Origin of the sequence: Pandoraea pnomenusa (assembly GCF_040391475.1) — a bacterium.
In the GTDB taxonomy this organism is placed as follows: Bacteria; Pseudomonadota; Gammaproteobacteria; order Burkholderiales; family Burkholderiaceae; genus Pandoraea; species Pandoraea pnomenusa_C.
This window is the reverse complement of sequence record NZ_JBEBXS010000008.1, coordinates 38,736-62,303: the sequence shown is the minus strand read 5'-3', so window position 1 is coordinate 62,303 and position 23,568 is coordinate 38,736. Positions and strand designations below refer to the sequence as shown.

20 protein-coding genes and 1 tRNA gene are annotated in these 23,568 nt (G+C 63.1%); 13 read left to right on the top strand and 8 right to left on the bottom strand.

Translation table 11 applies throughout. The annotated features are described in order from the left end of the window. Window positions 1–46 precede the first annotated feature (46 nt). Complete coding sequence (gene alaC / locus ABWO90_RS10760; protein WP_353191217.1) at window positions 47–1,264, bottom strand: alanine transaminase; 1,218 nt, start codon at window positions 1,262–1,264, stop codon at window positions 47–49. A gap of 178 nt (window positions 1,265–1,442) precedes the next feature. Here alaC and ABWO90_RS10755 point away from each other — a divergent pair, with 178 nt between their 5' ends. Next, the gene (locus tag ABWO90_RS10755) at window positions 1,443–1,772 is read left to right on the top strand and encodes a DMT family transporter (protein ID WP_353191216.1); all 330 of its coding nucleotides are present in this window, start codon (window positions 1,443–1,445) and stop codon (window positions 1,770–1,772) included. 30 nt (window positions 1,773–1,802) lie between these two features. Here the strand turns inward: ABWO90_RS10755 and rocD are convergent, their stop codons facing one another. Further along, a complete protein-coding gene (gene rocD, locus ABWO90_RS10750) occupies window positions 1,803–3,002 on the bottom strand; it encodes an ornithine--oxo-acid transaminase (protein ID WP_353191215.1) in 1,200 nt (399 codons plus the stop codon). 192 nt (window positions 3,003–3,194) lie between these two features. On the opposite strand from rocD, the gene ABWO90_RS10745 reads away from it, so the two are divergent. Next, window positions 3,195–3,271 (top strand) — tRNA-Arg (locus tag ABWO90_RS10745). Between the two features lie 354 nt (window positions 3,272–3,625). On the opposite strand, the gene ABWO90_RS10740 is transcribed toward ABWO90_RS10745, so the two are convergent. After that, window positions 3,626–4,600 carry a LysR family transcriptional regulator gene (locus ABWO90_RS10740; RefSeq protein WP_353191214.1) on the bottom strand — a complete coding sequence of 325 codons (975 nt, stop codon included), beginning with the start codon at window positions 4,598–4,600 and terminating at the stop codon, window positions 3,626–3,628. Window positions 4,601–4,691: 91 nt separating this feature from the next. Here ABWO90_RS10740 and ABWO90_RS10735 point away from each other — a divergent pair, with 91 nt between their 5' ends. The 3 genes from ABWO90_RS10735 to ABWO90_RS10725 all read left to right on the top strand — a co-directional run bounded on the left by ABWO90_RS10735 (window position 4,692) and on the right by ABWO90_RS10725 (window position 7,692). Continuing rightward, window positions 4,692–5,537, top strand: a complete 846-nt coding sequence (locus ABWO90_RS10735) for an ureidoglycolate lyase (protein WP_353191213.1) — start codon at window positions 4,692–4,694, stop codon at window positions 5,535–5,537. A gap of 12 nt (window positions 5,538–5,549) precedes the next feature. Continuing rightward, window positions 5,550–6,302 carry an SDR family NAD(P)-dependent oxidoreductase gene (locus ABWO90_RS10730; protein WP_353191212.1) on the top strand — a complete coding sequence of 251 codons (753 nt, stop codon included), beginning with the start codon at window positions 5,550–5,552 and terminating at the stop codon, window positions 6,300–6,302. A 64-nt stretch (window positions 6,303–6,366) separates the two neighbouring features. Next, window positions 6,367–7,692: an MFS transporter gene (locus ABWO90_RS10725; protein WP_353191211.1), complete on the top strand. Its 1,326-nt coding sequence runs from the start codon at window positions 6,367–6,369 to the stop codon at window positions 7,690–7,692. 291 nt (window positions 7,693–7,983) lie between these two features. On the opposite strand, the gene ABWO90_RS10720 is transcribed toward ABWO90_RS10725, so the two are convergent. Continuing rightward, complete coding sequence (locus ABWO90_RS10720) at window positions 7,984–8,952, bottom strand: LysR family transcriptional regulator (protein ID WP_353191210.1); 969 nt, start codon at window positions 8,950–8,952, stop codon at window positions 7,984–7,986. Window positions 8,953–9,043: 91 nt separating this feature from the next. On the opposite strand from ABWO90_RS10720, the gene ABWO90_RS10715 reads away from it, so the two are divergent. Continuing rightward, window positions 9,044–10,120 carry a zinc-binding dehydrogenase gene (locus ABWO90_RS10715; protein WP_353191209.1) on the top strand — a complete coding sequence of 359 codons (1,077 nt, stop codon included), beginning with the start codon at window positions 9,044–9,046 and terminating at the stop codon, window positions 10,118–10,120. A gap of 90 nt (window positions 10,121–10,210) precedes the next feature. Next, window positions 10,211–10,669: a YaiI/YqxD family protein gene (locus ABWO90_RS10710; protein WP_353191336.1), complete on the top strand. Its 459-nt coding sequence runs from the start codon at window positions 10,211–10,213 to the stop codon at window positions 10,667–10,669. A 43-nt stretch (window positions 10,670–10,712) separates the two neighbouring features. Here ABWO90_RS10710 and ABWO90_RS10705 read toward each other — a convergent pair whose 3' ends face one another. Further along, window positions 10,713–11,354, bottom strand: a complete 642-nt coding sequence (locus tag ABWO90_RS10705) for an ankyrin repeat domain-containing protein (RefSeq protein ID WP_353191208.1) — start codon at window positions 11,352–11,354, stop codon at window positions 10,713–10,715. Between the two features lie 10 nt (window positions 11,355–11,364). Further along, on the bottom strand, window positions 11,365–12,237 hold the full coding sequence (locus ABWO90_RS10700; RefSeq protein WP_353191207.1) for a LysR family transcriptional regulator: 873 nt from the start codon (window positions 12,235–12,237) through the stop codon (window positions 11,365–11,367). A 352-nt stretch (window positions 12,238–12,589) separates the two neighbouring features. Between ABWO90_RS10700 and ABWO90_RS10695 the strand changes: the two genes are divergently transcribed. The 3 genes from ABWO90_RS10695 to ABWO90_RS10685 are packed head-to-tail and all read left to right on the top strand — an operon-like array spanning window position 12,590 to window position 18,431. Continuing rightward, window positions 12,590–13,822 (top strand): efflux RND transporter periplasmic adaptor subunit, encoded by a 1,233-nt coding sequence (locus ABWO90_RS10695; RefSeq protein WP_353191206.1) that lies wholly within the window; start codon window positions 12,590–12,592, stop codon window positions 13,820–13,822. A 2-nt stretch (window positions 13,823–13,824) separates the two neighbouring features. Next, a complete protein-coding gene (locus ABWO90_RS10690) occupies window positions 13,825–16,971 on the top strand; it encodes a multidrug efflux RND transporter permease subunit (protein ID WP_353191205.1) in 3,147 nt (1,048 codons plus the stop codon). Next, a complete protein-coding gene (locus tag ABWO90_RS10685; protein ID WP_353191204.1) occupies window positions 16,968–18,431 on the top strand; it encodes an efflux transporter outer membrane subunit in 1,464 nt (487 codons plus the stop codon). The genes ABWO90_RS10690 and ABWO90_RS10685 overlap by 4 nt, the downstream gene beginning before the upstream one ends. Before the next feature lie 137 nt (window positions 18,432–18,568). On the opposite strand, the gene ABWO90_RS10680 is transcribed toward ABWO90_RS10685, so the two are convergent. Next, window positions 18,569–19,165, bottom strand: a complete 597-nt coding sequence (locus ABWO90_RS10680) for a nitroreductase family protein (protein WP_353191203.1) — start codon at window positions 19,163–19,165, stop codon at window positions 18,569–18,571. Between the two features lie 147 nt (window positions 19,166–19,312). On the opposite strand from ABWO90_RS10680, the gene ABWO90_RS10675 reads away from it, so the two are divergent. Beyond that, the gene (locus tag ABWO90_RS10675) at window positions 19,313–20,266 is read left to right on the top strand and encodes a LysR family transcriptional regulator (protein WP_353191202.1); all 954 of its coding nucleotides are present in this window, start codon (window positions 19,313–19,315) and stop codon (window positions 20,264–20,266) included. Here ABWO90_RS10675 and ABWO90_RS10670 read toward each other — a convergent pair. Next, window positions 20,166–21,341 carry an MFS transporter gene (locus ABWO90_RS10670; protein ID WP_353191201.1) on the bottom strand — a complete coding sequence of 392 codons (1,176 nt, stop codon included), beginning with the start codon at window positions 21,339–21,341 and terminating at the stop codon, window positions 20,166–20,168. The genes ABWO90_RS10675 and ABWO90_RS10670 overlap by 101 nt on opposite strands. A 128-nt stretch (window positions 21,342–21,469) precedes the next feature. On the opposite strand from ABWO90_RS10670, the gene ABWO90_RS10665 reads away from it, so the two are divergent. After that, complete coding sequence (locus tag ABWO90_RS10665) at window positions 21,470–22,363, top strand: LysR family transcriptional regulator (protein ID WP_353191200.1); 894 nt, start codon at window positions 21,470–21,472, stop codon at window positions 22,361–22,363. Between the two features lie 147 nt (window positions 22,364–22,510). Continuing rightward, window positions 22,511–23,278: an autoinducer binding domain-containing protein gene (locus tag ABWO90_RS10660; protein WP_353191199.1), complete on the top strand. Its 768-nt coding sequence runs from the start codon at window positions 22,511–22,513 to the stop codon at window positions 23,276–23,278. Window positions 23,279–23,568 lie beyond the last annotated feature (290 nt).

The window sequence follows — 23,568 nt, the reverse complement described above, 5'->3', positions numbered from 1 at the left end:
TTCGACTCCCCGTTGTCATTGGCGGCAGTGTTGTGCCGTGCGCGAATCAGGCGACCGTCGGGTGCACCAGTCCGTCTTCGCGGAACATGTGCTTGATGCCACGCACCGCCTGACGAATGCGCGATTCGTTCTCGATCAGCGCGAAGCGCACGTACTCGTCACCGTATTCGCCGAAGCCGATGCCGGGCGAGACCGATACCTTGGCTTGCGCGAGCAGCTTCTTCGCGAATTCGAGCGAGCCGAGCGCGCGGTACGGCTCGGGAATGCGCGCCCAGATGTACATCGACGCACGCGGCAGATCGACGGCCCAGCCTGCTTCCGTCAGCCCTTTGTAGAGCACGTCGCGGCGGCGTTGGTATTGCTCGCGAATTTCCTCGACGCACTGCTGGTCGCCTTCGAGTGCGGCGATTGCCGCGACCTGCACCGGCGTGAACGTGCCGTAATCGTGATAGCTCTTGATGCGCGCGAGCGCGGCAACCAGTTCCGCGTTGCCGACCATGAAGCCGATGCGCCAGCCCGCCATGTTGTAGCTCTTCGACAGCGTGAAGAACTCCACGGCGACGTCCTGTGCGCCGGGCACCTGCATGATCGACGGCGCTTTGTAGCCGTCGTAGACGATGTCGGCATAGGCCAGATCGTGCACCACCAGAATGTCGTGCTTGCGCGCGAGGTCGATCACACGTTCGAAGAACTCCAGCTCGACGCATTGCGCGGTGGGGTTCGACGGGAAGCCGAGAATCACCATCTTCGGCTTCGGATGGCTCTCGCGAATGCCGCGTTCGAGTTCGGTGAAGAAGTCGATGCCGGGCGTCATCGGCACCGAGCGGATGTTCGCGCCCGCGATGACCGCGCCGTAGATGTGAATCGGATACGACGGATTCGGCACCAGCACCGTGTCGCCCTGGTCCAGCGTGGCGAGCATCAGGTGGGCGAGGCCTTCCTTCGAGCCGATGGTGACGATCGCTTCACGCTCGGGGTCGAGCTCGACGTCGTAGCGGTCCTTGTACCAGCGCGTGATTGCGCGGCGCAGGCGCGGAATGCCGCGCGAGGTCGAATAGCCGTGCGTGTCGGGGCGCTGCGCTACCTCAACGAGCTTGTTGACGATATGCGGGGGCGTGGCGCCATCGGGATTGCCCATCGACAGATCGATGATGTCTTCGCCACGGCGGCGCGCCGCCATCTTCAGCTCGGCGGTGATATTGAAAACGTACGGGGGAAGGCGATTGATGCGCGCAAAGCTGCGCGAGCTCTGGGAGCTGGGCATGATGATCCTGGAACGTAAGCGCCCGGAACCGTCCGAGCGACGCCGGTGTGCTGGCCACACCGTGACGGCGACTGTAGCGCGGGGAGCGTCGCCTGCGCAAGCGATTTCTGCGAGGCGGGTGCCGCAGACCGTCGGTTATGATGGGCGCCCGTGAATTCGATTGAAGAGGGAGTGGCCGATGGCGTATCTGTATCTGCTGGTGGCGATCGTGGCGGAGGTGATTGCAACGTCGGCGCTGAAAGCCTCTGACGGATTCACGCGCGTGGGACCGTTGGCGCTGGTCGTCGTGGGCTATGGTTTGGCGTTCTACATGTTGTCGCTCACGCTGCGCACCGTGCCCGTGGGTATCGCCTATGCCATGTGGTCGGGGCTGGGCATCGTGTTGATTTCGATCGCGTCGCGCGTGTTGTTCGGCCAGAAGCTCGACGCGCCGGCCGTAATCGGCATGGCGCTCATCATTGCCGGGGTGCTGGTGATGAATCTCTGGTCGAAGTCGTCGGCCCATTGAGCGACGACGCGCGGCCGGACATCGTCACACCTAGTCTTCGGCTTCGGCAAATACCGCCTTGAGCGCCGAGACGCACAGATCGATCTCGGCGCGTTCGATCACGAGCGGCGGTGCGAGTCGCAGCACGGTCGAGCGCGTCTCCTTGGCCAATACGCGTCGGTGCAGCAGGCGCATGGCAAGGTCGTGGGCGTCGGCAAGCGCGGGGTCGATTTCGATGCCGACCCAAAGGCCCCGGCCGCGCACTTCGCGAATGATCGGCGAGTGAATCGCGCGCAATCGGGCGAGCAGGTATTCCCCCATTTCGGCACTTCTTCCCGGCAGGTCTTCGTCGGCCATGACGTCGAGCGCTTCGAGCGCGACGGCGGCGGCCAGTGCATTACCGCCGAAGGTCGAGCCATGGCTGCCCGGCTCGAACAGGTCGATGATGTCGCGCCGCGCGACGAAGGCCGACACCGGCAGCAGCCCACCGCCGAGCGCCTTGCCGAGCATGATGCCGTCGGGCACCACGTCTTCATGTTGATAGGCGAACCAGCGGCCGGTGCGTCCGAGCCCGGCCTGGATTTCGTCGAGCAACATGAGCACGTTCTGTTCGGTGCACAGGTCGCGCAAGGCGCGCAGGAAGCCGTCGGGCGGAATCACGATGCCGCCTTCGCCCTGGATCGTCTCGAAGAGCACCGCGCAGGTGTTGGGGGTGATGGCGGCGCGTACGGCATCGATATCGCCGAACGGCACACGCACGAACCCGGGAGCGAAGGGGCCGAAGTCGGCCCGATAGGCGGGTTCGGACGAGAATCCGACGATGGTGGTGGTGCGCCCGTGGAAGTTGCCGTCGGCGACGATGATCTCGGCCTTCTCGGCGGGAATGCGTTTGACGCTGTAGCCCCAACGACGCGCGGCCTTGATGGCGGTCTCCACCGCCTCGGCACCCGTGTTCATGGGCAATACGCCGCCTAGCGTGGTGAGGTCGCACAGGCGTTCGAGGAATGCGCCGAGCCGATCGGTGTAAAAGGCGCGGGAGACGACGGCCAGCCGCTGCGCCTGCGCGGCGAGGGCGGCCACGAGGCGCGGATGCGCGTGTCCGTGGCTCACGGCCGAGTAGGCGCTCATCATGTCGAGATAGCGATTGCCTTCGACGTCCCAGACCCAGACGCCCTTGGCATGCGAGAGCACGACGGGCAGCGGCGCGTAGTTGTGGGCGCCAAAGCGTTGTTCGCGTTCGATTTCGTTCATGACCGCGCTCCTCCACATTTGCAGTCTAGATGCGAACGGGATGTCACGTAAAGAGGGCAAGTGATGAGGTGACGTCGGTCAAATTGGCATGCGTGTGCGCTATAATCGGCGATTGTCCGCGCGGGATGCGTTGTTATCGCACTTTCGTCACGCGGACGCTCCGGCAGCGGTATCAGGCCGCCGCCACACGCACTGCCCATAGCTCAGTTGGATAGAGCATCGGCCTTCTAAGCCGACGGTCGGGGGTTCGAATCCCTCTGGGCAGGCCAATCGAATCAAGGGCCTCAAGTGATTGTCGGCCTCTTTCCAATCGGATTCTCGGCTTCGTTTAGGTGCTGTGCAGGTTATTCCGAGATCCCTCGATCAATCGTTCCATCGTGGAAAGCAGACGCTTTGCGATGGTTGCATCTCCTTCCATATAGTCGAAGCGCAGAGGCTCGACATCACGCAAGCAGAGATGTCTGAGACGATTAGCGCCACCACCGTTTGAACGCAACTGTGGCGCCCATGTCGCCTTGCGCCTTCACTTTCTCCCGCGCGTGGCAGGCGTGGTATGCGTGCTCACACCGACAGTACGTCGCCCTTCGAACACCATGATCTCCGGCATCCGTCATCCGTCAATGCTACGCGGGCGGGATGGCTTGTTTGCGGATGCAGTTCTTCAGTGTGACCAGTGCCTCCGGTTCCGCCGAGCCGGTGCGCGTGACTAAACCATACGGCTCGGCTTTTGTACTGACTTTCAGATCCAGGCGTGCAACCGTCCCGCGCGCAGCGAAGAACTGCAGTGTTTCGAGCGACATCAGCGCCACCATTTCGGGGCTCTTGTTAAGCAGTAGCGCCGTAGCGAACGTTGAAGACGTCTCCACAGGGCGGAAGGCCAGAACCACACCATTGCTGGCCGCCTCACGCTCAAGAAGCGTACGCAGGGGCATGTGGCCGGGAAACAAGATCCACGGATACTGAGATACCACCTTCCAACTCACGTCCTTAGTCTGGCTCAACGCGTGGGTAGGCGACACAGCCACCGCGACGCGTTCATCGCACAGCCATTCGAAGTCGAAGAGATCCACGCGCGGCGCGACGGATGTTCGACATAGCGCAAGATCCAATTTGCCGCTTTGAACGCCTTCTAGCAAGTCCGCACTGGTGCCTTCATGTAACTCCACCGTGGCATCTGGATGCAGTCGGTGGAAGTCGATTAACGCATTGGTCAGTACGGCGGCCAGGGCACCTGCGATGGAGCCCACTGCGATGCGCGCACCGGAGCTCCTTGCCATGCTGTGCAGTTCCTTGTGCATGTGCGAGAGGCTCGACAGCATCAGGCGTGCATGCCGGATAGCGCAGCGGCCCATATCGGTCGCGACAAGGCCTTGCGGAGTGCGGGCAAAGAGTAAGACGCCGATGGCCTCCTCGATCTCTCGCAGCGCCTTGCTCACGCCTGGCTGGGACATATGGAGAAATGTCGCAGCTTGGTGCACGGAACCCATGTCCTCAATTGCAATTAGCAACTTTAGCTGCTTGAACTTAAGCCGCCCCGATATGGCATGCAAGGTTGCCAGTTGCGGCTCATCGTCTTCGGGTTTTCCCGGGGATTCCATTCTGTTCTTCCAACGCCTGTATTCCGCATTAGCGGGCCTGGTTACCACTTCTAAACTGCTCTGCGTCAAAAGTGATATTTGGAGACGTTACATGAAATTCTTACGTTATGGCGCGCCTGGCGCGGAGAAACCCGGGGTGTTGGATGAGCAAGGCCGCATCCGAGACATTTCCGGCCTTACCGCCGACGTCGATGGGAAATTTTTGAGCAGCCGTGCATTCCAGGATCTGCAATCTATGGATTGCTCGACCCTGCCGCTGGTGTCGGGGGAGCCGCGCTTGGGCGCATGCGTGGGCAACATCGGCAAGTTTATTTGCATTGGTTTGAACTACGCCGACCATGCTGCGGAATCGAACATGCCGATCCCTAAGGAGCCCGTGGTATTCAACAAGTGGACCTCGGCCGTCGTCGGACCCAATGACGATGTGCGGATTCCGCGAGACTCAGTGAAAACGGACTGGGAAGTCGAGCTCGGCGTCATCATCGGAAAGACTGCGTCCTATGTCGACGAGAGTCAGGCGTTGGAGCATGTGGCTGGCTACTGCGTAGTGAACGATGTTTCGGAGCGCGAGTACCAAATTGAGCGGGGCGGTACGTGGGACAAGGGCAAGGGCTGCGACACGTTCGGACCGACGGGACCGTGGCTTGTCACCAAAGACGAGGTGCCTGACCCGCACCAACTCAACCTTTGGCTCGAAGTTGACGGCCACCGATATCAGAACGGCAACACGGCAACGATGATCTTCAACGTTCCGCAGATCGTTGCTTATCTCAGCCGTTTCATGACGCTGTATCCGGGTGACGTGATCTCAACGGGAACTCCTCCCGGCGTGGGCATGGGAATCAAGCCGGAGCCCGTGTATCTCCGCGCAGGCCAGACCATGCGACTGGGTATCGACGGTCTTGGCGAGCAACAGCAACGCGTCATTGGTGACTGAGGAGCTCGCGAAATGAATCAGTACGATTTTTCGGGCCAAGTCGCTGTTGTAACCGGGGGCGCTCAAGGTATCGGGCTTTCGGTGGCGACGCGCCTTCTCGAGGGCGGGGCTGCAGTCGCGATCTGGGATCGTGATGAGCTGGCGTTGCAAGATGCAAAGGCAACCCTGGCCGGTAAAGGCGTGGTGCATACGGTAGTCAGCGACATCACAGACCTGGGTAACGTGGAAGCCGCCAGCAGAAACACCACGGAGGCACTGGGCCCCGTGTCGATACTTGTCAACAGCGCCGGTATCGCCGGAGCCAATGCGCCGACGGTGGATTATTCGGTGCTGGAATGGGATCAGGTCATCAAGATCAATCTTAGCGGCACCTTTCATGTGAACAAGGTGCTCGTCAAGGGCATGATCGAGCGCGGCTACGGTCGTGTAGTCAACATTGCGTCGATCGCAGGCAAAGAAGGTAATCCCAATGCATGTGCCTACAGCGCTTCCAAAGCAGGTGTTATTGCGCTGACCAAGAGCTTGGGCAAGGAGACCGCAAGTCAAAACATCTCCGTCAATGCCATCACCCCTGCGGCGGCAAAGACCAAAATCTTCGACCAGATGTCGCAGCAGCACATTGATTACATGCTGTCCAAGATCCCTCGAGGAAGGTTTCTCCAGGTCGACGAGGTCGCGAACCTTGTGAGTTGGCTGGTTAGCGAGGAAAACTCCTTCACTACCGGTGCCGTTTTTGATCTTTCCGGCGGCCGAGCCACATACTAGTGGGTGCAGCACGCCTTCACGGAGGCGTGCGCAACAAAAGCAAAAAAAACAATGGAGACAAATGATGAGTGCCACGCTGTCTGTTGATAGTGGCTTGAGCGCCGAAGAAGCATCGCGCGAAAAGGCCATTTACCGCCGGGTGTTCTGGCGGTTCATTCCTTTGTTGGTGATTTGCTGGGTCGTGGCGTATCTCGACCGGGTGAATATCAGCTTTGCAAAGCTGCAGATGCAGAGCGAGCTTGGGTTTTCCGATGCTGTGTATGGTTTGGGGGCCAGTATTTTCTTCATCGGCTACTTCCTGTTCGAAGTCCCAAGCAACATGGTTCTCCACCGGGTCGGCGCTCGGATGTGGATCATGCGCATCATGGTGACATGGGGAATCGCTTCCGCATGCACAATGTTCGTCACCAGCGAGCTGGCATTCTATTTCATTCGATTCTTGGTTGGCGCGTTGGAGGCAGGCTTTGTGCCTGGCGTCCTGTACTACTTCACGAAATGGTTCCCCTCCAAGCGACGAGGGCGCATTAATACGATCTTCATGTCCGGTATCGCGTTCTGCGGGATCATTGGCGGCCCGATCTCCGGGGGGATCATGAAGTTCATGGATGGCGCGATGGGCCTGCATGGGTGGCAGTGGCTGTTCTTGCTGGAAGGGATCCCCTCGATCATCCTGGGTATTGTCATCTGGCTCCATCTGGACGACGAGGTCGAGGACGCCAAATGGCTAGGCGCCAGCGACAAGCAGTTCTGGCGCAGCATGGTGGCGCTCGATGCCAAGGAAGCTGACACACACCATTTCGGGGCGGCCTTGCGAGAGCCTGCCACTTACACCCTCTCATTCATTTACCTTTGCCTGGCCGGCGGGATATATGGGCTAGTCTTCTGGATGCCGCAGCTCATCAAGACCGCAGGAACACAAGACACCTTCACGATCGGTCTGATCTCCTCCATACCCTACCTGGTAGCAGGCGTCGTGATGATTGTGCTCGGAAAGAACTCTGATCGGACGGGCGAGCGCCGATGGCACCTGGCATTGACGGCGCTTGCTGGCGGCATGGGTTATTTCATTTGCGGGATGTACAGCGAGCACACAGTCGCGCTGCTCATCGGACTGACCGTGGCAGCAACGGGCGTGATTTCGGCAATCGGCCTGTTCTGGGTTTTTCCGCAACGCTTCCTCACGGGCATGGCGGCCGCGGCGGGTATCGCCCTCATCAATTCCATTGGACAGCTTGGTGGCTTGATCAGTCCCTACATGGTTGGTAAGGTCAAAGACGTCACTGGCAGCGCAAGCATGGGGCTCTACACCTTGGCGGCAGCACTTGCTATTAGCTTCGTTGTGATTGCCTGGTGTCTGCCCAAGCGCTATTACGTGCGAACCAAGGTCTAATGTGATGCGCAGCGACCCCACTTCCGGTCCCACTGTCGCAGGAGGGCCGGAAGGTGTGGTGCGAAGCGAGCGTCGCGACAAGTACCGGTTCGGGAGGCTTGCTTTCGCGCCCTACGGGGCGCGACATAAAGCGCCCGGCATGCGAGCGCAGTCGAACCCCAGCATGTGTATCTTGCGCGGGCCCATGTATCGTGTCTGTGGTGTGTGACCGAGCCAACCCTGTGAACAGGATGGAAGCAAAGACGATTGCCATCCTCGACGCCAAAGAGACAGACGGGCAGGCCAATCAGATTACGCTTCCCGCTTCATCCGTCGCTTCGCTGGTTTGCCACGCGACACAACAGCCCCCGAAACCCCCGCCGCTTCACTCAACATCTCCCGCAGCCAGAGCATGCCCGGGTCGTTGTGATTGCGCGGATGCCAGGCCGCGCTGAGTGAGAAGCCGGGCAGGTCGAAGGGGAGGGCGAAAGCGTCCAGCCGGTCGGCGTATCGGTGCACCAGCCGCGCGGGCATCGTGCAGACGTAATCGCTGTGGCACAGCAAGTCCGGCACCACCGTGAATGCCTGCACCGATACGGCGACGTCGCGCGTGCGGCCCCGCGATTGAAGATGCTCGTCGACAAAGCCGACGAAGCTGCCGCCGCTCGTGGACACCAGCACGTGTCGCAAAGCGCAGTAGCCGTCGAGCGTGAGCTTGCGTGTCCCCCGCGGATGCGCCTTGCGCTGCGCCATCACGAACGTCTCGTCGACCAGCTTTCGCGCGCGCATCGTCGACGGCACCATGCGCTCGGAGCCGATCAGCAAATCGACGTCCCCGGATTCGAGTTGCGCAGCGATATCCGTCGCGCGCGCGTGCACGAAGGCCACCTGCACGCCGCGCCCCGCCACCAATGGCAGTCTCTCCAGCAATGCCATGCCGATCGTTGACGTTGCGTTGTCGCTCGCGGCAATGACGAAGCGGCGCGCATCGGTCATCGGATCGAATTCGGGCGCCTGATGCACGACCGTCGCCAGATCGCTCAATGCCGCACGCAGCGGCGTCAGCAATGCCAGGGCACGCGCCGTGGCGATCATGCCGCGCCCCGTATCGGCCGGGATCAACAGCGGATCGCCAAACAGGCGCCGCAGACGCGACAACTGCGCCGAGACGGCCGGCTGCGACAACCCGAGCCGCTCCGCTGCGTGCGTCACATTCCGGTCCGCCAGCAGCGCGTCGAGCGTGACCAGCAGATTCAGGTCTGCCCCCTTGAAATCGACCACGGTTATGCCTCGTATGTTTGTTATCTATTTCAAACATACGTCCGCAGCGCCTAGAGTGCAAGGCATGTCATCTCAACCCGGAGTGTCGATCATGAAAGCCTGGATCCTGGAACGCGTTGGACAACCCCTCGTACTGCGCGACATTGAGACCCCCGACGTGCGCCCTGACGCCGTGCTCGTACGCATGGAAGCCGTGCCGCTGCTCAGCTACACGCGCGCCTATCTGAACGGCGAATTGCCGTACCTGTACCCGGAAGGCCCCTTCACGCCGGGGACGAATGGCGTCGGCGCCATCGTGGCGACGGGCACGGGTGTCCATCACTTCCGCGTGGGGCAGCGTGTGGCGGTCAATCCGTACCTGACGAGTACCGAAAACGTCGATTCGCCTGCCGAAGTGCTGATCGGGCTAACGGGGATCAGCGACGACAGCGGACCGCTATTGCAAGACTTTCCCCATGGCACGCTGCGTGAACTGGCGGAATTTCCGGCATCTACGCTGGTGAGTCTCGACGGTCTGGAGCACATGCCGTCGGCACGCCTCGCAACACTCGCCAAATTCGCCGTGCCGATGGGCGGCCTGCGGCGCGCTCGGCTGGTCGCGGGCGAGACGGTTGTCGTGAATGGGGCGACGGGCGCCTTCGGCTCGGCTGCCGCATTGGCCGCGCTGGCAATGGGCGCATCGCAGGTCGTGGCCCTGGGACGCCGCGCAGAATCGCTGGCGGCGCTCGCCCGGCTCGGCGGCGAACGGCTGTCGCCGGTCGTCCTGTCCGGCGACGTGGCGCGCGATACCGCCGCCATCCGGTCGGTGGCGTCCGGCGGCATCGACCTGGCATTCGACATGGTGGGGCAGGCCACAGACCCGTCCAGCACGCTGTCGGCGCTGCGAAGCCTCAAGCGCCGTGGCCGGATGGTGCTCATGGGCAGCATGAACGTGCCGTTACCGCTGCCTTACGGCGAGATGCTGCGCAACGGCTGGGAGGTGATGGGGCACTTCATGTATGCGCCCGCCGACTATCGTGCGCTGATCGGCATGGTTCGCGCGAAGCAGCTTTCGCTCGAGACGATTGACGTCGAAACGTTTGACTTCGAGGCCATCGAAGCGGCCATCGACGCGGCGAGTGCACAGGCGGGACTGGCAGCGACGGTCGTCACGTTTCCCGGCGCCTGAACGGGACATTTGCTGCCAGGCGGGCGAAGCGCGCCGTCGTCGACGGGGCGCTTGGCATATCATGGCCGTTTTCCGTATTGAGCCATGCCCATGCAAGTCCTCGTCGATGCCGACGCCTGTCCTGCCGTCATCAAGGAGATTCTCTTTCGCGCGGCCAACCGTGAATCGATGCTCGTGACGCTGGTGGCGAACCAGTTCCTGCGCACGCCGCCGTCGCCGTTCATCAAGGCCATTCAGGTGCCGTCGGGGTTCGACGTGGCGGATGCGCGCATCGTCGAGATGGTGACGCCGGGCGATCTCGTGATTACCGCCGATATTCCCCTCGCCGCCGCCGTGCTTGAAAAAGGTGGGACCGCGCTCGATCCGCGCGGAAGCTGGTTCACGCCGGAGAACATCAAGGAACGCCTAACCGTGCGCGACATGATGGATCAACTGCGTAACGCTGGCATCGAGACCGGCGGTCCTGCGCCTTTCAGCCCCCGCGACAGCAAGGCCTTCGCCGGGCAACTCGATCGTTTTCTGGCCCGTCACCGTTCGTCGTCGCGTTGAGCACCCGACCGAGCCACCCGCCGCGTCTGCGGACGTCGCCCGATCACTCGCCCCGCTGTTTCCGTTCCCGCAACGCCACCAGCATGTCGACGATATCGCTCGGCAGTCGTCGCTCTTTGGCGATATCGACGCAATCGCGTCCGCGATCGTCGGCAATCGACGGATCGGCGCCCGCATTGATCAACAGACGCAGCGTTGCGAGGCGCTGCAATCGCGCCGCGTAAAAAATCGGGGTCTCTCCGTGTGCGCGATAGCTCAGTACCGGATTGAAGGCGAGCAATGCGCGGCACATGTCGGCGTCGTCGCGCCATACCGCGGCCCACAGCGAATAGCTCGGATTCGCGCCTCGACGCAACAGGAATTCGACCAGCGGACGGTTCTCCGCGCGCGCCACCGCATACCACAGCGCGGTTGCCTGAAAGTCGCCTTCGTCCTCATCCATCGGCACGACCTGCTCGAGTGTCGCGCCGGCATCGAGCAATGTCTCGACGGTCTTCAGCCCGTTAGGCTCGGCCAATGCCGAAGATCCCGACGGTTTGACGGCACATGCCAGATGCAGGGCGGTCCGGCTTTTCGGGTCCATGGCGGCGACAAGGTCGGGCGCTTGCGCCAGCAATGCGGCGACGGCGCCGCAATCCCACTGCCTGGCAGCGTTGAACAATGCGGTCTTCGATGGTCTCGTCATCGTAGATTCCTCAAGTTTCTTCTGAACTGGCCCGCAATAACTCGGCAAAGCGAGCTTCGCACCAGCGCATGACATCGTTGGGTTCGCGCCCGAACCGCCACAGCATGCGCACCGGCAATTGCGGCAGCCCGAGGTCGTCGCAGCGCAGTTCGTGCAGGTCTTCGTATTCCGCAATGTCGATGGGCAACACGGCCCAGCCGAGCTTGTCGACGACCATGCTGGCGATCACGTACGAACTATCGGCCCGCCAGATGGACGGACTCAGTTGCAGCGGCGTGAAGTCGTCCATCTGCAACAGGATCTGCCGGTACTTGGCCAGATCGCCACGCGTGACATGGTCGCGGTAGGCCAGCGGATGGTCGCCGGCGACGAACACCCCCTGCACGGCCGAGCCAACGTACTTGTGTCCCAATGCCGACGAGATCGCCCCGCGATCCACGTGAAAGCCGATGTCGGCGCGTTGTTTCTCGACATACTCGGCGACTTCGGTCGAGGTGCCGTTGAGCAGGGTCAGTTCCAGATAGGCGAACTGATACGCGAGGTCGCGCACCAGTTCGCTCACCGCCTGATACGGCAGGGCCTCATCAAGCGCCAGCGACAGCTGCGGCTGCTCGCCGAACGCCAGGGCGTTCGCGCGGTGATTCAAGCCTTCGGCCTGCCGCAGCAATTCCTTTGCCTCGAGCAGCATCACCTCGCCCTGATCGGTGAGCCTGGCGTTGCGACGGCTGCGGTCGAATAGTTCAAATCCCAAATCGGCTTCGAGCAGCGAAATCGCCGTACTCACCGCCGACTGGGCTTTCCCGAGCCGCCGGGCGGCAGCCGATATCGATCCTTCCTCTGCCGCCGCCACAAAGTAGCGCAATTGTTCTATTGTCCAGTTCATTCATCCATTTTATCGATAGGTTCCAACTTTTTCTAACAACAATTTCACGGCAGAATCGCGCTTCTCCAATATAAAACGCCAGATTGAAACGCCAACATAGGCGAGGCGGCAGACGACCGGATCCCCCGGTCCGGTGGTCTCAGGCACAGACCTCCTTCGCGCAACGCGTACCTGCCGCCCACGGCGCTCCTGGAGCGATGCGGGCCCCCCGGTTCCCCCATCACTGGCGCCGCCACAGGCAGCCACTTGCCGACACTGCGCACCGAACGCGGTGGCTCGGCACCCTGACCGGATGTCGTAAATCCAACGTTCTTACATGTCATCGAAAATCGATTACCGAACCCGCTTCGGAATGCTAACTGGTGTTTGCGCCAGCCTGGTCGTCAGTGTGCTCGTGCTCGCCGCCTGTTCGGATCGCGGCAAGAAAGACGACGCAGAGGCCACACCGGAAGCCGTCGTGCGCACGGTGGAGCGCCGAGCGGAGCCGCTCACGACCCAGCAGCCGGGACGCCTCGAAGCGTACCGCAGCGCCGACGTACGCGCGCGTGCCGGTGGCGTCGTCATCGAGCGCCGCTATCAGGAAGGCCAGAAGGTCGCCAAGGGAGAGGTGCTGTTCCGCATCGATCCGCAACCCTTGTCCGCTGCCCTCGACGCGGCGCGCGGTGCGCTCGCCAAGGCGCAAGCCGAGCACGACTCGGCGCGCGACAAGATCGAGCGCTACCGTGGCTTGCTCGACGAGCGCGCGATCAGCGCCCGCGAAGACGCCGAGTCGCGCGCGGCGGAAGCCCGCACACGGGCCGAAGTACTCGCCGCGAAGGCGGAGGTGCGCAAGGCGGAACTTAATCTCGGCTATACGAGCGTCGCGTCGCCCATCGCGGGGCGCGTGCGTCGTGCGGAAGTCACGGAGGGTGCGCTGGTCGGCCTCGATTCGGCCACGCTGCTTACCCGTGTGGAGCAGATCGATCCGATTTACGTGAACTTTTCGCAACCGGCTGCCGAGGTGTATGCGATGACGCGTGACCTTCGCGCGGGCAAGTTGCAGCAGGGCAGCGAGACTGCCGCACCGCAGGTCCACGTGACGCTGCCGGACGGACGCGAGTATGCGCTGCCCGGCAAGCTGCTCTTCACCGATCTGGCGGTGGACCCGGGCACCGACACCATCGCCATGCGCGCGCTGTTGCCGAACCCGGACGGTGTACTCCTGCCCGGTGCCTTCGTGCAGGTGCGCATGCAAGGTGCCGTGAACCCGAACATCGTGCGCGTGCCGCGCGAGTCGCTCACGCGCACGGCCGATGGCGCCGTGGTGCGCGTGGTCGATGCGCAGGGCAAGGTCCACGACACGAAGGTGCGTGCCGAGGCCATCGAAGGCCGCGACTGGCTGGTGACGGACGGTCTCAAGGGCGGAGAGAAGGTCATCGTGCAGAACGTTGCCCAGTTCTCCGACGGCATGCAGGTCAAGCTCAAGGCCGACACGCCGTCGCCCACCGCGAAGGCGGACGCGTCGGGTGAACCCACGCCGCAAGACAACGTCAAGCCGACGGCGCCCGCGCGCGCCGGCCCGGCCTCCAAAGCGGAGACGCAATAACAATGGCTCGTTTCTTTATCGATCGCCCGGTTTTTGCCTGGGTGATCTCCCTGATGATCACGCTCGTGGGCGTGCTGGCAATCCGGGCGCTGCCCGTTGCGCAGTACCCCGACGTTGCGCCGCCGATGGTGAGCGTGTGGAGCGCTTACCCCGGGGCGTCTGCGCAGATTGTCGAAGACTCGGTCACGGCGATCATCGAACGGCAGATGAATGGTGCACCGGGACTCATGTACACGTCGTCCTCGAGCGGCAACGGCAGATCGTCGGTCAACCTGACGTTCCGTCAGGGCACCAGTCTCGATCTGGCCGCTGTGGAAGTGCAGAACCGGCTCAAGACGGTGGAGTCGCGTCTGCCGGACGTCGTGCGTCGCTATGGCGTGAATGTCGAGCGTGCCGCGGACAACATTCACATGGTTGTTACCCTGTCCTCGCGCAATCCGGCCATCGACGAGTTCGATCTGGGCGAGATCGCCGCAGCGCAGGTCATCGATCAGCTCAAGCGAGTGCCCGGCGTTGGTCAGGTGCAATTCTGGGGCACGGAGAAAGCGATTCGTATCTGGCCCGATCCGGCGAAGCTGGTGGCACTGGATCTCACGGCATCGGACATCGTCTCCAAGGTGCGCGCCTATAACGCACGCGTGACGATCGGCGACATCGGTTCGGGCGCAACGCCATCGTCGGCCCCGATCAACGCGAACGTGGTGTCTGACAGTGCCTTGAGCACACCCGAGGAGTTCGCGAATATTCCGCTGCGCGTGCGTACCGACGGTTCGGCCATCAGGCTCGGCGACGTTGCGCGCGTCGAGCTTGGCGCCTCGGACTACAACTATTCGTCGCGCGTGGATGGGCTGCCCGCCACGGCCATGGGCATCAAGCTGGCTGCGGGGTCGAATGCGGTCCAGGTCATGAAGGCCGTGCGCAAGGTGATGGACGAACAGACGGCCTTGTTCCCCGCCGGTGTAGAGTACCAGATGCCATATGAAACGGCGTCGTTCGTGAAGGTCTCGATCCAGAAGGTGGTCAAGACGCTGCTCGAAGCCGTGGTGCTCGTGTTCCTGGTGATGTATCTGTTCATGCAGAACCTGCGCGCCACGCTGATTCCGACGCTCGTCGTACCGGTCGCGCTGTTGGGCACGTTCGGCGTGCTGCTGGGGCTCGGTTATTCGATCAACACGCTCACGATGTTCGGCATGGTGCTCGCCATCGGTATTCTGGTCGACGACGCCATCGTCGTGGTCGAGAACACCGAGCGGATCATGGTCGAAGAGGGCTTGTCGCCTTACGCGGCGACCGTCAAGGCGATGTCGCAGATCAGTGGCGCTATCGTAGGGATCACGGTCGTGCTGGTGACGGTGTTCGTGCCGATGGTGTTCTTCTCGGGGGCGGTGGGCAACATCTACCGTCAGTTCGCGGTCACGCTCGCGGTGTCGATCGGCTTCTCGGCGTTCCTCGCCCTGTCGCTCACGCCGGCGCTGTGCGCCACGCTCCTGCGTCCCATCGCGCACGATCACCATGAGAAGCGTGGCTTCTTCGGCTGGTTCAACCGTACCTTCGCGCTGGGCACCGAGCGATACACGCGCACGGTGGGTAACACGCTGCGACGTCCGTGGCGCGCATTCGTCGTGTACGGACTGGTGCTGATCGCGGTGCCGCTGGCGTTCATGCGTCTGCCGTCGGCGTTCATCCCGGAGGAGGACACCGGCAGCTTCATGGTGATGGCCTCGGAGCCGCAGGGCGCCACGTTGCCCGAGGCGATGACGGCGCTCAAGCGTATCGAGAGCTATCTGATGAAGAACGAGCCGGTCAAGCACGTGTTCCTGCTGGGCGGCTGGAACGAGTTCGGTGCGGGGCCCGGCGGAGGGATGTTGTACGTCACGCTCAAGGACTGGCACGAGCGCACGTCGAAGCACGATGGCGTGAACGCCATCGTCGATCGGGTGAACGAGAAGTTCACCGGTCAGCCCGACCGCATGATGATCGCGATGAACAGCCCGGCGCTGCCGGAGCTGGGGTCGTCCAACGGCTTCAACCTGCGCTTGCAGAATCGCGCCGGTGTCAGCAGGGAAACGTTCATCGCCGCGCGCGACGACCTGCTGCACAAGGCCGCGCAGGATCCGGTGCTCAAGAACGTGATCTACGCCGGTCAGGGCGATGTGCCGCAGATCGACGTGAGCATCGACCGTCGCAAGATGGAAGCGCTCAAGGTGAACATGGACGACGTGAATACCACGCTCGCCACCATGTTCGGCTCCGATTACGTGGGCGACTTCATGCTGGGCGCGGAGAACCGTCGCGTGATCGTGCAGGCCGAAGGGCGCCAGCGCGTGTCGCCCGAGGACGTAGGTAACCTGCGTGTGCGCAACGCCAATGGCGAGATGGTGCCGCTGTCGTCTTTCGTCTCGCTCAAGTGGAAGCTCGGCTCGCCGGAGCTCAAGCGGTACAACGGGTATCCGTCGTTCACGATTCAGGGCGAGTCGGCCCCGGGCAGGAGCAGCGGCGAAGCGATGGCGCGCATGGAGCAACTCATGGCGGATCTGCCCAAGGGCATCGGTCACGAGTGGAGCGGGCAGTCCCTCGAAGAGCGTATTTCGGGGGCGCAGGCACCCGTGCTGTTTGCGTTGTCCGTGCTGGTGGTGTTCCTGGCGCTTGCCGCGCTCTACGAGAGCTGGGCGATCCCGGCGGCGGTCATCATGGTGGTGCCGCTCGGCGTGATCGGTGCACTCGGCGCCGTGAGCCTGCTGGGCATGCCCAACGACATCTACTTCAAGGTGGGGCTGATTGCGACGATCGGTCTGTCGGCGAAGAACGCCATTCTGATTGTGGAAGTCGCCAACGATCTGACGAAGCAGGGCATGACATGGCTCGACGCCGCAGTGGAAGCGGCGCGATTGCGACTGCGTCCTATCGTGATGACATCGCTCGCATTCGGCTTCGGCGTCGTGCCGCTGGCCATCGCGTCGGGACCGGCATCGGGCGCGCAGCGTGCGATCGGTGTCGCGGTGCTCGGCGGGATTGTCACGGCCACCGTGCTGGCGATCTTCCTTGTGCCGTTGTTTTTCCTGTTGGTCGGACGCTTCGTGCGCCGGCCGTCGACAGACCATCCGGAGGCGCCGCGCGATGCCGCGCCCGCCGTCGAGAGGAACGTATGATGATGTTTCCCCCACGCATGCGCGGGACCAGGATCGCTGGCGCGTGTTTGGTCGCGCTGCTCGGCGGGTGCACGCTGGCGCCCACCTATGAGCGTCCGGCCGCGCCGATGCCGACGACCTACGAGGCGGCGCCTTCCGCCGCCGACGTGCACCTGTCGCTCGCGCAACCGCTAGCGGCCGATGCCGATTGGGCGCAAGTGTTCACAGATCCGGGCTTGCAGACGTTGATTCGCAAGGCGCTCGCGCAGAACCGGGACTTGCGTCTGGCTTCGCTGCGGGTGCAGGAAGCGCGCGCGCTCTATGGCATCGAGGCGGCCAATCTGCTGCCGAGCGTGCAGGCAGGCGGTGCCTTCTCGCGCCAGCGGTATTCCGGCTCGGCAGGCCTGCCCGACGGCGGCAGCGGTACGCCGGAGGGCTACGTGGCCAACGACGTACGGGCGACCGTCGGCGTGAGTGCGTTCGAACTCGATTTCTTCGGTCGCGTGCGAAGCCTTCGCGATGCCGCACTGCAGGAGTATCTGGCAAGCGAGGAAGCGCAGCGCGCCGCGCAGGTGAGCCTGGTCGCGGAAGTGGCCACGGCCTACATCGGGCTGGTGGCGAGCAGCGAGCAGATCGACTACGCCCGCGAGGTGCTGACTGCGCGCGAGGAAGGCATTCGCGTGATTCGTCTGCGCGCCGAACGCGGCCTCGTCGACGACCTCGACCTGAACACCGAGATGACGCAGGTCGAAGTGGCCCGTGCGGCCCTGGCCGAGCGCGAACGGCAGCGCAGCGAGATCGTGCATGCGCTGCAAGTGCTCACCGGAGACGTCGGCACGAAGCCGACCGCGGCCGCGTCGCTCGACAGCGCCTTCGTGGTGCCTGTGGCGGCGGGGTTGCCGTCGTCGTTGCTGATGCGGCGTCCGGACATTCGCCGGGCGGAAGCCCAACTGCGCGGTGCCAACGCGAATATCGGGGCAGCGCGTGCGGCGTTCTTTCCGTCGATCAAGCTCACGACGGATATCGGCACGGCCAGCGCAGGCTTCTCCGATCTGTTCGGTGCAGGCACCGGCGTGTGGTCGTTCATGCCGCAGATCACCGTGCCGATCTTCCAGGGCGGACGCAACGTGCAGGGGCTGAACCTGGCGAACGTGCGAAAGGAAATGGCTGTCGTGTCGTATGAGCGGGTCATTCAGACGGCCTTCGCCGAAGTCGACGATGCCCTGACGGCGCAACAATTGCTCTCGCGCCAGTTTCAGGCACAAAAGCGCGTGTCCGACGGCGAACGCGAGCGACTGCGTCTGGCCAAGCGGCGTTATGTGAACGGCGTGGCGAGCTATCTGGAACTGCTCGATGCGCAGCGCAGCGAGTTTCAGGCCGCGCAGCAGTTGATCGACGTGAAGCAGCGCGTGCTCGTCAATCACGTTGCGTTGTATCGCGCGCTGGGGGGCGGCTGGCAGCCGGATCAGGGGGCATCCTGATGACACGCGTTGCCCTCGCGTCGAAACGTATCGAAAGGTGAAATGACAAAAACCCCGCCGGGTCTCGCGATCCGGCGGGGTTTTTTGTTGGGGCGCACAACCGTTGGCTGCGCTTGCCCAAGCTCAATCGTTACGCATCAGAACGCGAAGCGGCCTTCGGCAGCGATCTTCGCGAGCGGCTCGCGCGGGCTCGGCACTTCGCGTGCGCGCATCCCTTCGGGCAACGTCGCCGGGTCGCCCGGGCGTCCGATGGCGACGGCGGCTTCGATCTTGTACTTCGACGACAGATCGAGTTCGTTGCGGATCTTGTCGTGCTCGATGCCTGCCATGGCATGCGTGGCCCAGCCCGAGAGCGAGGCTTGCAGGGCGAGGTAGCCCCAGGCGGCGCCGGCGTCGAACGCGTGCGTGGGCGCCGGCACTTCCTGATCGCTGCCCGGGGGCGTGAGGGTCGACTTCGAGATCACGATGACGATCGCCGCCGCGTGCTTCGCCCAGCTTTGGTTGAACTCGTTGAGGAAACCGACGAACTGCTCCCAGTGCGGTGTGCCGCGACGGGCGTAGACGAAGCGCCACGGCTGCGCGTTGTAAGCCGACGGCGCCCAGCGGGCGGCTTCGAAGAACGACAGCAGCGTGGCTTCGGGCAGGATTTCATCCTTGAACGCGCGCGGCGACCAGCGGGCCACGAATTGCGGGTCGATGGGATGGTCGGCTTGGCGGGAAGTCGTATCGGACATGCGAAAGTCTCGTTGGCAAAAAGCGATCGGTGAATTCTCTACGCGGCGTCCGGTACGACGTGGACGTGGCGTCAGGGTCGCTAGGATACCGTGCGAGCGCACCGATCCCAACCAATATCGGCACACGTGCATATATCATCACGCTTCATGAACACCTTAAAGAACATGCGGATCTTCGTACGCGTGGCCGATGCGGCGAGCTTCGCCGGCGCGGCGCGCGCGCTCGACATGACCACGGCACAGGTGTCGAAGGCCGTGTCCGAACTCGAAGCGCATCTGCGCACCCGCCTGCTGCATCGCACGACACGCAAGCTTGCGCTCACTGACGCCGGCAACCGCTATCTCGCGCGGTGCCGCGACATCATCTCGCTCGTTGACGTCTCGGAGGCGGAAGCCGGTGCTGCCAGTGCGGCCCCGAGCGGCACATTGCGGTTGCATGCGCCCGCAAGTTTCGGGCAGGTGTTCGTTGTTCCGGCGCTGGCGCAATTCATGGCGCAGTACCCCGACGTGCAGGTCGATTTGCTGCTGTCCTCACGCGTACCCGATCTGCTCGAAGAGAATATCGACGTGTCGCTGCGGCTCGCTACGGCGCAATTGCCCGACTCCGGACTCGTGTCGGCCCGAATCTGCCGGATGGCATCGGTGTTGTGCGCCGCGCCGCAATACCTCGCGCAACACGGCACACCGGCGTCGCTCGAGGCGTTGCCGCAGCACACCATGGTGCGGCTCGTCGCGCCGCATTACGCCATCGATCACTGGCATTTCGAAGGCCCGGACGGTCGCGTGAAGTTGCCGGTGCCCGCGGGACGCCTGCGCGTGAATACGGCCGATGCACTGGCGGCGGCGCTGTCCAATGGCTTTGGCGTGGGGCCGGTGCCGCTGCTCTCGGCCCTCTCGGCATTGCGCAGCGGCACGCTCGTTCGCGTGCTTCCCGAATACGAGCTTCAGGGAACGAACGTGTACGCGGTGTATGCGTCGCGTCTCTATCTCGACGCCAAGGTCAAGTTGTGGATCGAGTTTCTGCGAGCGTTTGTGGAGCAGGCGCTCGCGGCGCCAGACGCCGTAGCGATAGCGCAGCGACCGCAATCAGCAGGCCGATGACCAGCGAGACCCACAGAATGGCCGCGTCGCCCCAGTGCTCGCGCGCCACCGAATAACCCCACGGGGCCACGGCCGATACGGCGAACGCCGGGGTGAGCAGGGTGCCGAGCGCCCGGGCATAGGCGTCGTGCGAAAAGAGTTCGAGCGGCAGACTGGCGCGTAGCAGCGTCGCCAGTCCGTTGAGTGCGCCATAGAGAAAGATGAAGACGCCGGCGACCACGGCCGACGACAGTCCCGCCAGTCCCAGCCCGAAGCAAAGCGGCAGCCCGCAACCCACCACGAGATTGAGTTTGATGGCGCTGGACTGACGCGGCTGAAGCCATTCGAGCGTGCGCGCGCAGACCTGTCCGAGCCCCCACAGTGCTGCAAGCCCGACCGGCAACCCGCGAGCCCCCAGCAGTGAAGTCAGGTGCGCGGCGAGCCCCGACGACAGAATTGCGACGAGCGCCATGATCGCACCATAGAGCGTGGCGGGGCGCCACGGCAGCGGCGAGCGCGATTTCCCGGCGGAGCCGGCCGCGGGCGCGCGAGGGGGTGTCGGGGGCAACATGCGCAGCAGCGCCCAGGCGAGCAGCCCGATCGCCCCGTAGACGAATACGCCGGTTCGCCATCCCCAGGTATCGCCGAGCCAGTTGCCCAGCGGCCAGAAAACGGTCGTGGCCAGCCCGCCCATGAGGGTGATCTGCGTCATCGGTCGACGCGCGTCCGAGCCATAGAGCGACGCGAGGGTCGCGAACGCCGCGTCGTACAGCGACAGGCGCATGCCGACGCCCAGCAGGCACCACGCGACATAGAACTGCACGAGCGTCGTGCTCGTGGCGAGCGTCACGCATCCGGCAGCGCTGACAAGCGTGCCGGTGCACATGACCCGACGCCCGCCCATGCGTTCGAGCCAGCGGCCGGACAGCGGCGACACGGCGGCCATGACCAGCATGGCAAGCGACGGACCGGCGAAGACCCAGGTCTGGGCCCAGCCCGACGTGCGGACAATACGCCACGCGAACGCGCCGGGCAGATAGAAGCTCACGCCCCAGTTGATCAGTTGGGCGAGGCCGAGGGTGATGACGGTGGGCATGACGGATTGGGGGCGATGCCGTTGGCAGCGGCAATATCAGGGGGCAGCGACACAATCTGCATGGTGCGCGCATGCCATCTGTTGGTAAAGTCTTGGCATCTTATCCGGTTCATAAGGAAAACTTTGAGATGCGGCGCCTGAATCTGGATCAGCTTCACACGTTTTCGGAGGTCGTCGATGCCGGCAGCTTCTCGGCGGCCGCCGCGCGTCTGGACCTGTCGCAACCTGCCGTGAGCCTGCAGGTTCGCCAGCTGGAGCAACGTTTGAACGTGAGGCTGATCGAGCGGGTCGGCAAGCGTCTCAAGCCGACATCGGCCGGACTCACGCTGCTCGAACACGCCCGCCGCATCGACGCGGCGGTCGAAGATGCCATGCACGCGCTTTCGAGCCATGCGCGCGGGGTGGCGGGCGAGGTGGCCATCGGCACGGGGGCGACTGCCTGCATCCACCTGCTGCCGCCGATGCTGCGCGCGATGCGCAAGCGTCACCCCAAGCTCGATATTCGTGTGAGTACCGGCAATACGGACGATGTCGTGAGCGCCGTGACGGAGAACCGGCTGGACATTGGGTTGGTTACGTTGCCCGCAGCGGGACGCAGCCTGCATATCACGCCGGTGTTGCGCGACGAGTTCGTGGCCATTGCACCTGCAGGCGATGAGGACTGGGCCGACGAAGTCACGCCCCATGCACTCGCCGCCACGCCGATGGTCGCATTCGAGTCGGGCAGCAGCACGCGATTGCTGATCGATGAGTGGTTCCTGCAAGCGGGATTGCGGGTACGTCCGGTGATGGCGCTCGGAAGCATCGAGGCCATCAAGGAGATGGTGGCGGCGGGACTCGGCTACAGCATCGTGCCGCGCATGTCCGTCAATGCCGCTCATCACCGACGCGGACTACGCATCGCTACACTCACGCCCGAATTGTCGAGAACGCTGGCCATTGTGGTGCGCCAGGACAAACCATTGACGCCGGGGCTGCGTAAAGTCTTGAGCGCTTTGGAGGCATTGGGCGGCACTGCCTGATACGCATTACACAATTGATTCGCAGTCCACGAGAAAAACATCTATCGTTTTATTGGGCGAAATTACTGCCCGCAAAATGCATAGCTAGGACTACAATGCGCGAATATCGGCAATCCACCGGCCATTATTGAGAACGTGCAATTCGCAATGCATCACAATCTTTATCGATATGAGGGCCTGCTCGGTGCACGCTCGGTCGAGGCGCTGGACGCCGAGTTTCAGAATCTGACGCAAGCGCTGGGATATGACGCGTTGTTTTACGCGCCGCTATTGCCGCGGCGAGAGCGCGAGGCGGCAGCGTTTCAGATGGAAGACCAGCGCATTGCGCCGCAGGGTATGCCGAGTCGCCACATTTTCACGACATTTCCTGCTGCGTGGATCGAGCGATATCAAAGCGTGGGATACGCGGAGGTCGACCCGATTCTCGTGGCGGCGAATCTGTCGCCATTGCCGATTCTCTGGCGAACGTTTCTCCAGCAGAAGCGGCCTCACCCCATCTTCGCGGACGCCCGTGCCCACGGGCTGGCCTGTGGCGTGTCGATCCCCATCTACGGGGCGGCAGGCGAGCGGGCCATCTTCAGCGCTGCGACGGCGAGGTCTCCCGAGGAGTCCGCGGAACACGAAGCCCGCATGGTCGGGGAAATCTATCTGACGGCGGTGTACTTTCACCAGGCGATCCAGCAGCTCGACATGCAGTGGGTGGCGAGCCGCAGCACGGGCAAGCTCAGCCCGCGCGAGATCGAAAGCCTGCTGTGGGCGGCGCGCGGCAAAACGGCGTGGGAGATCGGTCTGATCCTGAAAATCTCCGAACACACCGTGACGTTCCACATCAACAACGCCAAGCGCAAGCTCGGCGCCGTGAACCGGCATCAGGCGATTGCCGCTGCGATCAGCAGTGGGCTCATTTCTCCCTGATTTCGCCCTGTTCCGCTGATTCTCATCTCGTGAAATAACGCGATTTTCGAGATAACGCGGCACCATTCCCGCCATCAGGCCATTACCGTGCCATTCACGGGCCATTTCCACGTCATTTCGACGTCGTTTCGACGGAATAGCGCGTCGATTTCACGGCATTTCTGAAACAGTGTGTTGTCGCTTTGGGGCTGGTTCATTAGTAGGGGAAAACTATAATTTACTCATGGCGAAAACTGATTGGTTACCGGTTTTCGTGTCCATGAGCGACGTACTAACGATAAAAGGAGTTT

Excerpts from the sequence above, each read along its gene's own strand:
- alaC (WP_353191217.1), bottom strand. The coding sequence starts at position 1,264 with ATGCCCAGCTCCCAGAGCTCGCGCAGCTTTGCGCGCATCAATCGCCTT.
- ABWO90_RS10755 (WP_353191216.1), top strand. The coding sequence starts at position 1,443 with ATGGCGTATCTGTATCTGCTGGTGGCGATCGTGGCGGAGGTGATTGCA.
- rocD (WP_353191215.1), bottom strand. The coding sequence starts at position 3,002 with ATGAACGAAATCGAACGCGAACAACGCTTTGGCGCCCACAACTACGCG.
- ABWO90_RS10740 (WP_353191214.1), bottom strand. The coding sequence starts at position 4,600 with ATGGAATCCCCGGGAAAACCCGAAGACGATGAGCCGCAACTGGCAACC.
- ABWO90_RS10735 (WP_353191213.1), top strand. The coding sequence starts at position 4,692 with ATGAAATTCTTACGTTATGGCGCGCCTGGCGCGGAGAAACCCGGGGTG.
- ABWO90_RS10730 (WP_353191212.1), top strand. The coding sequence starts at position 5,550 with ATGAATCAGTACGATTTTTCGGGCCAAGTCGCTGTTGTAACCGGGGGC.
- ABWO90_RS10725 (WP_353191211.1), top strand. The coding sequence starts at position 6,367 with ATGAGTGCCACGCTGTCTGTTGATAGTGGCTTGAGCGCCGAAGAAGCA.
- ABWO90_RS10715 (WP_353191209.1), top strand. The coding sequence starts at position 9,044 with ATGAAAGCCTGGATCCTGGAACGCGTTGGACAACCCCTCGTACTGCGC.
- ABWO90_RS10710 (WP_353191336.1), top strand. The coding sequence starts at position 10,211 with ATGCAAGTCCTCGTCGATGCCGACGCCTGTCCTGCCGTCATCAAGGAG.
- ABWO90_RS10705 (WP_353191208.1), bottom strand. The coding sequence starts at position 11,354 with ATGACGAGACCATCGAAGACCGCATTGTTCAACGCTGCCAGGCAGTGG.
- ABWO90_RS10700 (WP_353191207.1), bottom strand. The coding sequence starts at position 12,237 with ATGAACTGGACAATAGAACAATTGCGCTACTTTGTGGCGGCGGCAGAG.
- ABWO90_RS10695 (WP_353191206.1), top strand. The coding sequence starts at position 12,590 with ATGCTAACTGGTGTTTGCGCCAGCCTGGTCGTCAGTGTGCTCGTGCTC.
- ABWO90_RS10690 (WP_353191205.1), top strand. The coding sequence starts at position 13,825 with ATGGCTCGTTTCTTTATCGATCGCCCGGTTTTTGCCTGGGTGATCTCC.
- ABWO90_RS10685 (WP_353191204.1), top strand. The coding sequence starts at position 16,968 with ATGATGATGTTTCCCCCACGCATGCGCGGGACCAGGATCGCTGGCGCG.
- ABWO90_RS10680 (WP_353191203.1), bottom strand. The coding sequence starts at position 19,165 with ATGTCCGATACGACTTCCCGCCAAGCCGACCATCCCATCGACCCGCAA.
- ABWO90_RS10675 (WP_353191202.1), top strand. The coding sequence starts at position 19,313 with ATGAACACCTTAAAGAACATGCGGATCTTCGTACGCGTGGCCGATGCG.
- ABWO90_RS10670 (WP_353191201.1), bottom strand. The coding sequence starts at position 21,341 with ATGCCCACCGTCATCACCCTCGGCCTCGCCCAACTGATCAACTGGGGC.
- ABWO90_RS10665 (WP_353191200.1), top strand. The coding sequence starts at position 21,470 with ATGCGGCGCCTGAATCTGGATCAGCTTCACACGTTTTCGGAGGTCGTC.
- ABWO90_RS10660 (WP_353191199.1), top strand. The coding sequence starts at position 22,511 with ATGCATCACAATCTTTATCGATATGAGGGCCTGCTCGGTGCACGCTCG.